The 13370-nt window shown below is 71.6% G+C and carries 11 protein-coding genes; 5 read left to right on the forward strand and 6 right to left on the reverse strand.

Annotated elements, in window-relative coordinates:
• Nucleotides 1–24: 24 nt before the first annotated feature.
• Genes LWJ43_RS06140 through LWJ43_RS06150 form a run of 3 tightly spaced genes read right to left on the reverse strand, consistent with a single transcriptional unit; the run spans nucleotide 25 to nucleotide 3103 of the window.
• A complete protein-coding gene (locus tag LWJ43_RS06140; protein WP_277331267.1) occupies nucleotides 25–1329 on the reverse strand; it encodes an ABC transporter substrate-binding protein in 1305 nt (434 codons plus the stop codon).
• Nucleotides 1329–2168, reverse strand: coding sequence for a carbohydrate ABC transporter permease (locus tag LWJ43_RS06145; protein WP_277331268.1), 840 nt, complete (start codon nucleotides 2166–2168; stop codon nucleotides 1329–1331). Before LWJ43_RS06145 ends, LWJ43_RS06140 begins: the two co-directional genes overlap by 1 nt.
• Nucleotides 2165–3103, reverse strand: a complete 939-nt coding sequence (locus LWJ43_RS06150) for a carbohydrate ABC transporter permease (protein WP_277331269.1) — start codon at nucleotides 3101–3103, stop codon at nucleotides 2165–2167. Before LWJ43_RS06150 ends, LWJ43_RS06145 begins: the two co-directional genes overlap by 4 nt.
• A 125-nt stretch (nucleotides 3104–3228) precedes the next feature.
• On the opposite strand from LWJ43_RS06150, the gene LWJ43_RS06155 reads away from it, so the two are divergent.
• Nucleotides 3229–4095, forward strand: a complete 867-nt coding sequence (locus LWJ43_RS06155) for a phosphotransferase enzyme family protein (RefSeq protein ID WP_277331270.1) — start codon at nucleotides 3229–3231, stop codon at nucleotides 4093–4095.
• A 76-nt stretch (nucleotides 4096–4171) separates the two neighbouring features.
• Nucleotides 4172–4525, forward strand: a complete 354-nt coding sequence (locus tag LWJ43_RS06160) for a DUF4333 domain-containing protein (protein WP_277331271.1) — start codon at nucleotides 4172–4174, stop codon at nucleotides 4523–4525.
• Between the two features lie 18 nt (nucleotides 4526–4543).
• On the opposite strand, the gene LWJ43_RS06165 is transcribed toward LWJ43_RS06160, so the two are convergent.
• Nucleotides 4544–5278 carry a 3'-5' exonuclease gene (locus tag LWJ43_RS06165; protein WP_277331272.1) on the reverse strand — a complete coding sequence of 245 codons (735 nt, stop codon included), beginning with the start codon at nucleotides 5276–5278 and terminating at the stop codon, nucleotides 4544–4546.
• 80 nt (nucleotides 5279–5358) lie between these two features.
• Nucleotides 5359–6591 (reverse strand): SAV2148 family HEPN domain-containing protein, encoded by a 1233-nt coding sequence (locus LWJ43_RS06170; RefSeq protein ID WP_277331273.1) that lies wholly within the window; start codon nucleotides 6589–6591, stop codon nucleotides 5359–5361.
• Between the two features lie 379 nt (nucleotides 6592–6970).
• Between LWJ43_RS06170 and glgX the strand changes: the two genes are divergently transcribed.
• Together glgX and treY are read left to right on the forward strand one after the other, a co-directional pair.
• Complete coding sequence (gene glgX / locus LWJ43_RS06175) at nucleotides 6971–9127, forward strand: glycogen debranching protein GlgX (RefSeq protein ID WP_277331274.1); 2157 nt, start codon at nucleotides 6971–6973, stop codon at nucleotides 9125–9127.
• 97 nt (nucleotides 9128–9224) lie between these two features.
• The gene (treY, locus tag LWJ43_RS06180; protein WP_277331275.1) at nucleotides 9225–11615 is read left to right on the forward strand and encodes a malto-oligosyltrehalose synthase; all 2391 of its coding nucleotides are present in this window, start codon (nucleotides 9225–9227) and stop codon (nucleotides 11613–11615) included.
• A 61-nt stretch (nucleotides 11616–11676) separates the two neighbouring features.
• Here treY and LWJ43_RS06185 read toward each other — a convergent pair whose 3' ends face one another.
• Nucleotides 11677–12243, reverse strand: a complete 567-nt coding sequence (locus tag LWJ43_RS06185; RefSeq protein ID WP_277331276.1) for a DUF1707 and FHA domain-containing protein — start codon at nucleotides 12241–12243, stop codon at nucleotides 11677–11679.
• 164 nt (nucleotides 12244–12407) lie between these two features.
• On the opposite strand from LWJ43_RS06185, the gene LWJ43_RS06190 reads away from it, so the two are divergent.
• Nucleotides 12408–13367, forward strand: coding sequence for a GNAT family N-acetyltransferase (locus tag LWJ43_RS06190; RefSeq protein WP_277331277.1), 960 nt, complete (start codon nucleotides 12408–12410; stop codon nucleotides 13365–13367).
• The last annotated feature ends 3 nt before the right edge of the window (nucleotides 13368–13370 follow it).

Genomic DNA, 13370 nt, shown 5'->3' on the forward strand with positions numbered 1-13370 from the left:
TTTCGGCCGAGCCCCCGTCCGGAATCAGCGCTGGTAGCGGGCCAGTACGCGGTTCCCGTCCTCGACCAGGCGTTTCTTCAGCTCCTCGGTGTCGATGGCCCCGCTGTAGTACTCCTGGAGCGCCGGCGTGGCGACCTTGTCCTTCCATTCGGGGTAACCGCGCACCGACTGCGCGGGGGCGGGGCGCAGCGCCCGGGCGAGCGCGGTGCCCGTGGCCCAGCCGTTCTCCGTCGCGTGCAGGGCGGGATCCGCCAGCGCCTCGGTGCCGGTCGGCAGCATCCAGTCACCCTTGGCGAGCCGCACCATGTTCGCGGGGCGCAGCAGGAAGTCGATGAACCGCACGGCCTCCTTCTTGTGCGGGCTGTCCTCGGCGACCGAGAGGGTCTGCGGGCTGACCCCCTGAGCGAGTCCTCCGCTGCCGGCCGGCGCGGGCAGCACCGTCCACTCGAAGCCCTCGGGGGCCTGCTCGACGACCTGCTGACGGTAGGAGAAGCCCAGCGGGACCATGGCGTACTTTCCGCCGAAGAAGCCGGGGAGGGTGTCCGAACCTCCCATGCCGAGGGACGGACGGGCGGCGCTGCGGTCGGAGACGACCTGGTCCTGGACCGTGCCCGGCATGACCCGGTCGCCTTCGTCGAACCGGATCGTGACCTTTCCGTCGGCGCCGCGGTGGAAGAGCTGCCCACCGGAGGACAGGCCCAGGTTGAGGGTGACGGAGACCGGCTCCTTGAGCGGCCAGGCGACCCCGTACGTCCCCTTCTTCGTGAGCTTCCCGGTGATCTGCCGGAATTCCGGCCAGCTCCAGGGCTTGTCCGGGGTCGGGATCCGGACGCCGGAGGACTCGAGGATCTTCTTGTTGGCGATCAGGACCTTGGGTTCCTGGAGGAAGGGGACTCCGTAGACACCGTCGCCGAAGGTGGTGGTCGACCAGGACTGCTGCGGGATGTCCTCGGCCAGCCGGTCCGGCAGCAGGGTCCTCAGGTCGGCGAGGTAGCCGCCGTACGCGAAGTCCGCGAGGTCGTCGGAGGCGTCGTGGATGATGTCGGGCGCCTCGCCGCCCTCGAAGGAGGTGAGCAGCTGGTCGTGGACGTTGTCCCAGCTGCCCTGGACGTAGTCCACCTGGATGTCGGGGTGGGCCGCGTTCCATTCCCGCACGAGCCGCTTGTTGGCGTCGACGGACTCCTTCTGCCAGGCCAGCGACTGGAAGCTGAGCCGGATCACGCCGTCCGCGTCCGTGCCGCGGCCGTCGCCGCCCGAGCAGCCGGCCAGCAGGAGGGCGAGAGCGGCGACGGCCGCGGTGACCGGTGCGGGCAGGAGTCGGCGGCGCATCAGCTCTTCACCGCCCCGGCCGTCAGACCGCCCGTGATGCGCTTCTGGATGACCGCGAAGAGCACGAGGGAGGGAAGGGTGGCGAGGAACGCGGCCGCGGCGAGCGGCCCGAGGTCGGCCACTCCCTCCGCGCCGAGGAAGTGCGTGAGTACGACCGGCAAGGTCTGCTTCTCCGGGGCCTTGAGCAGGACGAGCGCGAAGAAGAACTCGTTCCATGCGGTGATGAACGCGAAGAGCGCGGTGGCGACGATCCCCGGGGCCAGCAGCGGCGCGGTGACCGAGACGAGTATCCGTACCCTGCCCGCCCCGTCGACGGCGGCGGCCTCCTCCAGTTCGGGCGGCACGGCACGTACGTATCCGGCGAGCATCCAGAGCGCGAAGGGCAGCGACCAGACCACGTACACCAGGATCAGCCCCCACAGCGAGTTGATCAGGTGCAGGTGCTTGAGGACCAGGAACAACGGGATGATCACCAGGACGAAGGGGAAGGCCTGGCTGACCACGACCCATCCGGTGGCCGCCGTGGAGAGGCGCCCGCGGTGCCGGGCCATCACATAGGCCATGGGCGTGGCGATGACGACCGCGATCAGCGCGGCGCAGAGCGCCGCGGTGAGCGAGTTGGCCGCGGCCCGGAGCAGCGGCTGTTCGTCGAAGGCCTGCCGGAAGTTGTCCAGGGTGGGGTCCTCGGGGATCCACGTGGGGTGCAGCGAGCCGAGCTCACGGGCCGGCTTGAAGGCGGTGGAGATCAGCCAGAGGAAGGGGAACGCGAGGAAGACGAGGTAGCACAGGAGTGCGGCGTACTGCCCGGCGCGCGCGGTTCGGCTCGTACGGAGGCTCATGCGTCCTCGCCTCCCCTGAGGCGGCCGACGAGGTACACGGCGAGGAGCACCGAGATGACGGCGACCATCACGCACCCCATCGCGGCGGCGTAACCGAACTGGCCGTAGCGGAAGGCCTCCTCGTAGGCGAAGAGCATGGGGAGCCGGGTGCGGCCGCCCGGTCCGCCGCTGGTCAGGACGTAGACCAGGGCGAAGGAGTTGAAGTTCCAGATGAAGTTGAGCGCGCTGATCGCGAGGGCCACCGGCCTGACGGCGGGCCACGTGACCGTGCGGAAGCGACGCCATGCGCCGGCGCCGTCGAGGGCGGCCGCCTCGTGGAGTTCGTGCGGGGTGTTCTGCAGCCCGGCCAGCAGCGCGACGGTGGTCTGCGGCATCCCGGCCCAGATGCCGACGACGATCACGGCGGGCAGCGCGGTGGCGAGTCCGGTCAGCCAGTCCCTGCCGTCGCCCAGTCCGAGATCGCGGACTGTCTCGTTGAGGATGCCTGCGTCCGGGTTGTAGACCAGGCGCCACATGATGCCGACGACGACCTCGGGCATGGCCCAGGGGATGATCGCCAGCGCCCTGGCGAGCCAGCGCATCCGCAGGTTCGCGTTGAGCAGCAGCGCGAGACCGAGGGCGAGCACGAACTGCGGGACCGTGACCCCGACCGCCCACAGCAGGCCGATCCGGAAGGATTCCCAGAACAGGGTGTCGTGCAGCAGGTCCTGGAAGTTGAGGGCCCCGACCCACTGGGTGGAGCGGGTGCGGCCGGACTGGGCGTCGGTGAAGGCCAGCGCGATGCCGTACAGCAGGGGGCCGACGCTCAGGATCAGGATGGGGATCAGCGCGGGCAGCACCAGGAACCAGGTGGCGCCGTCTTTCCGGCGACCGTCACCCCGTCCGCTCCGTGGGGCTTTTCGCCCGGACCGCGCCGTCGCGGTCGCCAGTGTCATGAATTCGACCCCTTTACCTCTTCGGATCGGTTTCATCCCTGTACTGCCGCCCGGGCGGTCCCCGTCATCGTGCTGACGGGCCGCCCGTTCGTCAAGGTGGCCTGCACGGATGAGAAAATCGGGCCATGGACGAGATGCGCGCACGCGAGGTACTCACCGCGGCCGGACTGCCCGGCGGGGCGGAACTCCTCGCGCTGGGCGAGAACGCGGTGTTCGTCGTCGGCGACCTGGTGGTCAAGACCGGCCGGGACGCCACGCACCACCCGGAGCTGCGGGAGCGGGCCGAGCGCGAGGTGGCCGTCGCCCGGTGGCTCGCCGCCTCGGGCGTGCCCGCCGTACGGGCGGCCGAACCCACGGCCCGCCTGGTGGAGGGCCACCCGATGACCGTGTGGCACCGGTTGCCCGACGCCGTACGTCCGTCCGAACCGCGCGATCTCGCCCCGTTGCTCACCCAGGTGCACGCGCTGCCCGCCCCGGAGGGCTTCACGCTCCCGCGCCGTGAGCTTCTAGGCGGTGTCGAGCGCTGGCTGCGGCTCGCGGGCGACGCGATCGACCCCGCCGACGCCGACTACCTGCGTGGCCGGCGCGACGGCTTCGCGAAGGCCGCGGCGGCCCTCGCCCCGCACCTGCCGCCGGGCCCGATCCATGGCGACGCCCTCCCCCGCAACGTCCACGTCGGCCCGGAGGGGCCGGTGCTCGTCGATCTGGAGACCTTCTCCGCGGACCTGCGCGAGCACGATCTGGTGGTCCTCGCGCTCTCCCGTGACCGGTACGGTCTGGCCCCCGACGCCTACGACGCGTTCACCGAGGCGTACGGCTGGGACGTGCGCGACTGGGAAGGGTGCGCGGTGCTGCGCGGCGCTCGGGAGACGGCGAGCTGCGCCTGGGTCTCCCAGCACGCACCGGCGAACCCCAGGGCGCTGGCCGAGTTCAGGCGGAGGGTGGCTTCACTGCGCGAGGACGACCCCGAGGTGCGCTGGTACCCCTTCTGACCGGCGCTCCGCCCCGGGCCGGGGCGTTCCGGCGCGCTGCCCGAGGGGGCGGGCCGTCCTTCGGAACGGAGCCCCCGTGGCCATATCCCGCTCGGCCGCGACGAGGTGGAGCCTTTCGGCCGTGGGCGCGGGCGTGCTGCTCGCCGGCTGTTCCGCGTCGGTCAGCGTCGGGAAGACCGACCCGAAGCTGTCGGCGGACGAGCTGGCCACCACCGTCTCCGGGAAACTCGCGCGGACGACGGGCCGGCCGAAGCCTGACATCACCTGCCCCGAGGACCTCGCCGGGAAGGTCGGCACCACGACCCGGTGCGAGCTCACGGCCGACGACGGCAGCACGCTCGGCGTGACGGTCACCGTCACCTCGGTCGAGGGAGAGCAGATCGACTTCGGCATCGAGGCCGACGAGACGGCGTCACCAACTCCGGGCTGACATCCCGGGACGGCCGGATCAGCTTCTTCCGCCCGCCGGCTCCCGCCTCCGGGGAACGAGCGGCCACGCCGGCTCGACGACCGCCGCCGGGTCCGCGGTGCGCCGCAGATAGGCCTGCAGGGAGAGTGACTGCTCGGCCGCCGCGCGCACCTGGAGACCGTGCAGTTCCTCCAGCGGCATCGCCCCGACAGGCCGGTGCTCCTCCCCCATGCGCCGCACCACGCGGGCGGCGGCCACCGCGTCCGCCCGCGCGTCGTGGGCGTCGTCGAGCGGCACGCCGTAGTGGGCGCACAGGGCGTGCAGGGCCCGCTTGCCCTTGCGGTACTTGTCGACGTGCTTGTCGATCACCAGCGGATCGATGACCGGCGAGGGCGCGGCACCCAGCCGCTCACTGACCGACGCGACGGCGTACCGCCGGCACTCGCGGTCGAGCAGGGAGAGGTCATAGCGTGCGTTCATCACGACCAGGGGCGTCCCTGAGCGCAGCCCTTCGGCGACGGCACCCGTGATCTCCTCGATCGCGGAGGCCGCCGGCATCCCGTGCGCACGGGCCCGTTCCGTCGAGATGCCGTGGATCGCCGACGCCTGTTCGGGTATGGCGACCCCGGGATCGAGCAGCCAGGTCCGCTCCGCCGACACCGATCCGTCGGCCTCCAGCCGGACGACCGCCGCCGTCACGACGCGGTCGGTCTCGACGTCCGTCCCCGTGGTCTCCAGGTCGAACGCCAGCAGCGGCCCGCTGATCCAGCTCATCCCGTACCTTCCCTTCCGTGGTGCGTTCCCCCAAGTGACGACCACCTTCGCACGCAGCACTGACAACGCCGGAAGGGGTGTCAGGAGACGGGCCTGGAGTCCGTCCAGACCGACTCGAACTCCTCGCGGTACGTCTCGAAGAGGCCGTGCTCACTGTCCTGCCCCGCCCGGACCACCGCACGCCCGCCGCCGCGCAGCACCAGCACGGGTGCTTCCATGCCGCGTGCGCGGCGCAGGTACGGCTGGACGACGCCGACCGCGTCGGCCCCGTCCCCGTCCACCAGGTAGGCGGTGAAGCGCGGCGTCTCGTCGAAGACGTGGATCTGGAAGGCCCCGGGATCGCGGAGCCTGGAGCGGACCCGGCGCATGTGGAGGATGTTCATCTCCACGGAGCGGCTCAGCTCGCCCTTCTTGAGCCCGAGTTCACGCTCCCGGCGCTTGACCGCGCTGCTCGCCGGGTTGATGAACAGCAGCCGGACCCGGCAGCCCGACTCGGCGAGGCGGACCAGCCGGCGTCCCGAGAAGTTCTGCGTGAGGAGGTTGAGGCCTATACCGATCGCGTCCAGCCGGCGCGCACCGCCGAACAGGTCCTCGGCGGGCAGCTGACGCTGCAGCCGCACCCGGTCCGGGTGGACGGAGACCACGTCGGCGTAGCGGTCGCCGACCAGCTCCTCCACGGCGTCCACGGGCAGCCGGTCGGCGGACGGGACCGCCGCCCCGCTGCCGAGGATCTCCAGCAGCCGCGCGGACGCCCTCTCGGCCTGGGCCAGGACCGCCTCGTTCAGCGCCCGGTTGCGGGAGACGACGTTGCGCGCCACCTCCAGCTCGTCGAGCGCGAGCTCCACCTCGCGGCGGTCGTCGAAGTACGGCTCGAAGCACGGCCAGTGCTGGACCATCAGCTCGCGCAGCTGCGGCAGCGTGAGGAAGCTCAGGACGTTGTCGTCGGCCGGGTCGAGCAGATAGCCCTTGCGGCGCGACACCTCCCGGACGGCGACGGCGCGCTGCACCCACTCCTGCCCCGCGGGTCCCGCGGCGGCCACCACCCAGTCCTCGCCGTGCACCGGTTCGTAGATCGGTCGGATCACGGCGGAGACCACGGCACGCAGCCGCTGTTCCACCAGATTCAGCCAGATGTAGGCGCGTCCGGCCCGCTGGGCGCGCGTGCGCACCTCGTTCCAGGCGTCCGCTCCCCAGTCCAGCTCAGCACCGATCTCCATGGGCTGTGCGAGGGAGACCGCCCCTGGCGGGGCATCGGTCGGTTCCCCCTCGTGACCCGCGTCACCTGGGGGCAGCTCGAACCCTCCCGAGCTCACCCGTGTACCGCCTTCCACTCCCCCACCAACGATCAAGGAAGGGTACTCCGGTAGCGGGAGCCGGTGCAGCAGGATGCACAGGCTCCTTACTCAACTCCCCTATACGGGAGGCCCGTTCCTTACGGTGAGATCGGGTGGAGTGAGATGGTTCATAGTGATTGGGCACCCCTTGGCAGGCCGCACGACGGACGGAGGGACCGCCCGGCGGTCCGGACCCCCTGTCCGGGCGACACCGAGGTGTCCCAGGTTGACCGGCCCGGCGGGACGACACGACGGGACCCGGCCGCACCGCTCGACGTACTAGGTACAGGACCGTCTTTCGGGGAGTATCGGGGCGAAAACCCCCAGCACCCGGATCAGAAGTGGAAGAGTCCTATCTATGCAGGTCTGGCCGGGACACGCGTATCCGCTCGGCGCCACGTACGACGGCGCCGGAACCAACTTCGCGGTCTTCTCGGAGGCCGCCGACCGGATCGAGTTGTGCCTGCTGCACGACGACGGTTCAGAAACGGCGGTGGAGCTCCGCGAGACCGACGCCTTCGTCCGTCACGCCTACGTGCCCGGGGTGATGCCGGGGCAGCGCTACGGCTTCCGCGTGCACGGGCCCTACGAGCCGCAGCACGGGCGGCGCTGCAACTCGGCGAAGCTGCTCCTCGACCCCTACGCGCGCGCGATCTCGGGGCAGATCCAGTGGGGCGAGGCGGTGTACGGCTACCCGTTCGGCAAGCCGGACGAGCGCAACGACCTGGACTCGGCGCCGCACACGATGAGCTCGGTCGTGGTCAACCCGTACTTCGACTGGGGCGACGACCGCCGTCCGCGCACCGACTACCACCGCACGGTGATCTACGAGGCCCATGTGAAGGGCCTGACGATGCTTCACCCGGGTCTGCCCGAGGAGCTGCGCGGCACCTACGCGGGGCTCGCGCATCCCGAGATCATCGCCCATCTGACGGAGCTCGGGGTCACGGCGATCGAGCTGATGCCGGTGCACCAGTTCGTCCAGGACCACCGCCTCGCCGACGCCGGCCTGGCCAACTACTGGGGCTACAACACCATCGGCTTCTTCGCCCCGCACAACGCCTACGCCTCCTGGGGCGACCGCGGCGAGCAGGTGCTGGAGTTCAAGCAGGCGGTGAAGGCGCTGCACCAGGCGGGGATCGAGGTGATCCTCGACGTGGTCTACAACCACACCGCCGAGGGCAACCACCTCGGTCCGACACTGTCGTTCCGGGGCCTGGACAACGCCTCGTACTACCGGCTGGCCGACGACCAGAAGTACTACATGGACACCACCGGCACGGGGAACTCCCTGCTGATGCGGTCGCCGCACGTCCTCCAGCTGATCATGGACTCACTGCGCTACTGGGTGACCGAGATGCATGTGGACGGCTTCCGCTTCGACCTGGCGGCGACCCTCGCACGCCAGTTCCACGAGGTGGACCGGCTGTCCTCCTTCTTCGACCTCGTGCAGCAGGACCCGGTGGTCAGCCAGGTGAAGCTGATCGCCGAGCCCTGGGACGTCGGCGAGGGGGGCTACCAGGTGGGGAACTTCCCGCCGTTGTGGACCGAGTGGAACGGCAAGTACCGGGACACGGTGCGGGACCTGTGGCGGGGTGAGCCCCGGACCCTCGCGGAGTTCGCCGGCCGCCTCACAGGCTCCTCCGACCTCTACCAGGACGACGGCAGGCGCCCGCTGGCCTCGATCAACTTCACCACCTGCCACGACGGTTTCACCCTGCACGACCTGGTCTCCTACAACGACAAGCGCAACGACGCCAACGGCGAGGGGAACCGGGACGGCGAGAGCCACAACCGTTCGTGGAACTGCGGGGCGGAGGGCGAGACCGAGGACAAGGAGGTCCTGGAGCTGCGCAGTCGTCAGATGCGCAACTTCGTCGCCACCCTGATGCTCTCCCAGGGCGTGCCCATGCTGAGTCACGGCGACGAGTTCGCGCGCACGCAGCGGGGCAACAACAACGGCTACTGCCAGGACAACGAGCTCTCCTGGGTCCACTGGCCGGACCCGGCCGCCACCTCGCACGCGGAGGACGGCGAGGAGGACGCCGCCGCCACGGACACGAGCCTGCTGGAGTTCACCCGGTCCATGGTCTGGCTGCGCCGGGACCACCCGGTCTTCCGGCGCAGACGCTTCTTCCACGGCCGTCCGGTGGAGGGCACACACGACGAGCTGTCCGACATCGCGTGGTTCACCCCGCGGGGCGAGGAGATGACGCAGCGGGACTGGCAGGCGGCGCACGCCAAGGCCATGACCGTCTTCCTCAACGGTCACGCGATCTCCGAGCCGGGCCCGCGCGGGGAGCGGATCGCCGACGACTCCTTCCTGCTCATGTTCAACGCGGGCGCCGAGACCCTGGAGTTCACCGTCCCGACGCATCACGGCAAGCGGTGGCAGGTCGTCGTGGACACGGCGATTCCGGACGGGGTGCCGCCCGGCGCGGGACCCAAGGTGTCCGCGGGCGAGCGGGTGACGCTGGTCGGGCGCAGTCTGACGGTGCTCAAGCGTCCGGCGTAGGCCGTTGGGGTGACGGGCACCGGCCGAGCGGCCGCCTGGCCGGTGCCGGGTGGCCGGAAGGTGGGAGAGAGGCGCCCCGGTGGGTACGTACGAGTCCATGACGCCCACCGCCACGTACCGGCTCCAGCTCCAACCGGACTTCCCGTTCGCCGCCGCCGCCGACGCCGTGCCGTACCTCGCCGGGCTCGGCGTCTCGCATCTGCATCTGTCCCCCGTCCTGGAGGCGGTGCCCGGCTCGGGGCACGGTTACGACGTCGTCGACCACGGCGCGGTGCGGGCCGAGTTCGGGGGCGAGGAGGGCCTTCGGGAGCTGGCCGGCACGGCACGCGCCCACGGCCTCGGCCTGATCCTGGACATCGTGCCGAACCACATGGCCGCCACGCCCCGGCACAACCGCCCGCTGTGGGAGGTGCTGCGCGAGGGCCCGGCGTCCCCGTACGCCCGGTGGTTCGACATCGACTGGGCCTCGGGCGGCGGGAAGGTGCTGCTTCCCGTGCTGGCGGGGCGGGTCGGTGAGGAGAGCGGCGCCTTCGAGCTGGGCACCGGGGACGACGGCTCGTCCGTGCTCCGCCACGGCGGCCTGGAGTTCCCGCTCCGCGAGGGCACGGCGGACCTGCCGCTGCCCGAACTGCTGGCCGCGCAGCACTACCGCCTCGCCTGGTGGCGGCTGGCCAGGACCGAACTGAACTACCGGCGCTTCTTCACCATCTCTGATCTGATCGGCGTCCGGGTGGAGCATCCCGAGGTCTTCGCCGCGACGCACGGCAAGGTCCTGGAGCTGGTCCGCGACGGAGTCGTCGACGGGCTGCGCGTCGACCACCCGGACGGGCTGGCCGACCCCGCCGCGTACCTCGGGCGGCTCGGTGACGAGACCGGCGGCCGGTGGACGGTGGTGGAGAAGATCCTCACGGGCTCCGAGACCCTGCCGGCCGGCTGGGCGGTCGCGGGGACGACCGGGTACGACGCCCTGCACCGGATCGACGGACTGTTCACCGACCCGATGGGCGCGGCAGATCTCCTGGGCCGTTACAGGGACTTCGCGGGGCCTCCGGGCGATCGCGGCGGCTACTGGACCGCGACCGTCCGACGGGCGGCGTACCGCGTGGTCACCCACGAGCTGGCCGCCGAGACGGAGTGGCTGACCCGCCTCGCCGTCGAGGTGTGCGCCGGGGACCCCGCCCGGCGGGACCACGCGCCGTGGGCCCTCCGCACGGCGGTGCGCGAACTGCTGGTCCGGGTGCCCGTGTACCGGCCGTACGTGACGGCGGGCGGCCCCCTCACGGAAATCGCGGAGTCGACGCTCCCGGCCGAGGCGGTGCGGGACGCCAAGTCGGCCTTCGCGGTCCCTCAGGAGGCGGAGGCCGTCGACGTGGTGCGGGATCTGGCCCTGGGCCGGCTCGGTGACGGGCCGGCGCACGCGGCGTTCTGCGCCCGCTTCGCACAGACGGCGTCCGCGCTGCACGCCAAGTCGGTGGAGGACACGGCGTTCTACCGTTACGTACCGCTGATCTCGGCGACCGAGGTGGGCGGCGACCCCGGCCGGCCGGCGGTGAGCCCGGAGGAGTTCCATGCCTTCTGCGCCCGTGTCGCGCGGGACTGGCCGGCGACCGGCACGGTGCTGACCACCCATGACACCAAGCGCAGCGGGGACGTCCGGGCAAGGATCGCGGTGCTGTCCGAGTGCCCGGAGCGGTGGTCCTCGCTGGTGGCACAGCTCTCCGGGGCGACGCCCGTGCCGTCCCCCGACCCTCAGCTGGCCTGGCAGGCCTGGCAGTCGGCGTACGGGTGCGCGGGCCTGCCCACGGGCGAGATGGCGGGCAGGCTGGAGCCCGCGCTGCTGAAGGCCGTGCGGGAGGCCGGGCTGTTCACCAGCTGGACCGAGCCGGATCCGGTGTACGAGCGGGCGGTGACCGACTTCGTGGCAGCCGGCCCGGGCGCCGACTCCGGTGAGGCGCGGTCGACGATGACCCGGTTCGCCGAGGCGTTGGCGCCCTTCGCCCGGGCGAACGTGCTGGGTGCCGCGCTGGTGCACCTGACGATGCCCGGGGTGCCGGATCTGTACCAGGGCACGGAACGGGAGTACATCGCCCTGGTCGACCCGGACAACCGACGGCCCTTCGTGAGGCCGCCCACGGGTGACGACGAGAAGGCCGCGCTCACCACGGCCGCGCTGCGCCTGCGCCGGGAGCGCCCGGAGCTCTTCGGCGAGTCGGGCACCTACGCCCCGCTGGTGGCGCACGGCCCCGCCGCCGCGCACTGTCTGGCGTTCGGCCGGTCCGGCGAGGTGGTCACGGCGGTGACCCGGCTGTCGCTGCGGCTCGACGAGGAGGGCGGCTGGCGTGACACGGAGCTGACGCTGCCCGGCGAGGGCACATGGAGCGATCTGCTGTCGCCGGGGCGGGAGTTCACGGGGCGCGTGGTCGCCGTGGCGGAACTCTTCGCGGACCGGCCGGTGGCGCTTCTCGTCAGGTCTCCCGGCGGGCGCTGACGGACGTCCGGCACGGGAGTACGGCGTGCGGCGGCGGCGTGCGGCGTGCGGCGTGCGGGATTCAGGCCGGGGGTACCGGCAGCGACGCGGTGAGCCGGAAGGTGATCCGGCCGAAGCTCACCTGGTCGCCGTCACGGACCACGACGGATCCGACGACGCGCTGTCCGTTGACGCAGGTGCCGTTCGTCGAGCCCAGGTCGTGCAGGATCCACCGGCTTCCGTGCGCGATCAGTTCGGCGTGCGTACGGGACACCGTCTCGTGGCTGAGCCGGAGTCCGTTGCCCGGGTCACGGCCGATGCTCAGCGGGTGCGGGCCGGGCACGGGCAGCAGGAGTTTCGGCAGCCGCTCGGACTGCCACGCCCTGCGCAGCCGGGCCGGAAAGGCGGAGACCTCGCTCACCGCCCGCAACAGGCCCCGGGACCAGCCCCCGCCCGTGTCCAGGTCCGAGGTGAGCGCCTTCAGCTCCTCCGAACGCCGGGCGGTCAGGGCGAGTTCCATGCGGCGCAGGAAGGTGTCGTGGGAGAGCTTTCCCTGGGCGGCGCCGTCTCTGAGCGCACCGAGGACACGGTCGCGCTCGGCGTCCGAGAGCCGCGCGGGATACGTGTGGTGCTCGAAGGAGGACGTCACGGGACGATTGTCGGTCCGAGAGCCCCGCAGTGTCCAGACGATGTCCGTTTCCGCCCATCTCTGACCTGCGCGGCAGGGGATTAATACCGCCCGGCGGAGGCCGGGTGGTTGTTATCCTCCGGCGCCGCCGCCTTCCGGCGCGGCACCCCCGTCGAGGAGACTCCGTGACCCCTGCACCACCGGAACTGACCATCCGTCCGCTCACCGGAGCGGACGAGCTCGGTCTCTTCCGCCGCCTTTCCTACGTGCTCGACCACGAGCTCGCCGACGACCTCGCCTCGGGGCGCCGCCGCCCGGACTGGATGTGGGTGGCCCTGCGCGGCGACCACGTCGTCGGCCGGCTCTCCTGGTGGACGGGCCGGGAGGGCGGCAGTCCCCAGTTCCTGGACTTCTTCGACCTGGACGACACCCTGCCGGAGCCGGAGCGCGGCGCGATCGGGCTCGAGCTGCTGGAGAGGGCGACGGCCGCGGTCGTCCCGGCCGGGAACCCCCGGCCGGAGTACGGCCGGTTCATCCCCCCGGACTGGCGTGAGGATCCCGCCGCCCGCGATGTCGTCGAGGCCCGGATACGGGTGATGGAGGCGAGCGGCGCCCGGATGCTGGTCGAGCGGCTGCGTCTGGAGTGGCGGGCCGGCACACCGGTGCCCGAGGACAGCGGCCGGCTGGTGTTCCGGCAGGTCTCCGATCGCGAGGACCTCCTCGCGCTGATGGCCCCGGTGATGGAGGGGACCCTGGACGCGCACGGACAGGCGGACCTGGCGTCAGGACTGAGCCCCCGTGAGGCGGCGGAGAAGCACTACGACGAGGATTTCGCCGGTCTGCGGACGCCGCGGGAGTGGTGGCGGATCGCCGAACTGCCGGACGGCGGACCGGTGGGCTTCGTCATCCCCGCGCGCAACAACTACCACCCGATGATCTCCTACATCGGGGTGCTTCCGGCGCACCGCGGGCACGGTCACATAGACGACATCCTCGCCGAGGGCACGCGGGTGCTCGCCGCCCAGGACGGCGTGGAGCGGATCAGGGCGGCGACGGACCTGGGCAACGTCCCCATGGCGAAGTCCTTCGCGCGCCTGGGCTACGTCAACTTCGAGCGGGCCTTCGACATGGTGTGGGAAGACTGAGAA

Source organism: Streptomyces sp. JH34, from assembly GCF_029428875.1.
Taxonomy (GTDB): Bacteria; Actinomycetota; Actinomycetes; order Streptomycetales; family Streptomycetaceae; genus Streptomyces.

Coding starts and splice junctions, on each gene's coding strand:
- LWJ43_RS06140 (WP_277331267.1), bottom strand. CDS start 1,329: ATGCGCCGCCGACTCCTGCCCGCACCGGTCACCGCGGCCGTCGCCGCT.
- LWJ43_RS06145 (WP_277331268.1), bottom strand. CDS start 2,168: ATGAGCCTCCGTACGAGCCGAACCGCGCGCGCCGGGCAGTACGCCGCA.
- LWJ43_RS06150 (WP_277331269.1), bottom strand. CDS start 3,103: ATGACACTGGCGACCGCGACGGCGCGGTCCGGGCGAAAAGCCCCACGG.
- LWJ43_RS06155 (WP_277331270.1), top strand. CDS start 3,229: ATGGACGAGATGCGCGCACGCGAGGTACTCACCGCGGCCGGACTGCCC.
- LWJ43_RS06165 (WP_277331272.1), bottom strand. CDS start 5,278: ATGAGCTGGATCAGCGGGCCGCTGCTGGCGTTCGACCTGGAGACCACG.
- glgX (WP_277331274.1), top strand. CDS start 6,971: ATGCAGGTCTGGCCGGGACACGCGTATCCGCTCGGCGCCACGTACGAC.
- treY (WP_277331275.1), top strand. CDS start 9,225: ATGACGCCCACCGCCACGTACCGGCTCCAGCTCCAACCGGACTTCCCG.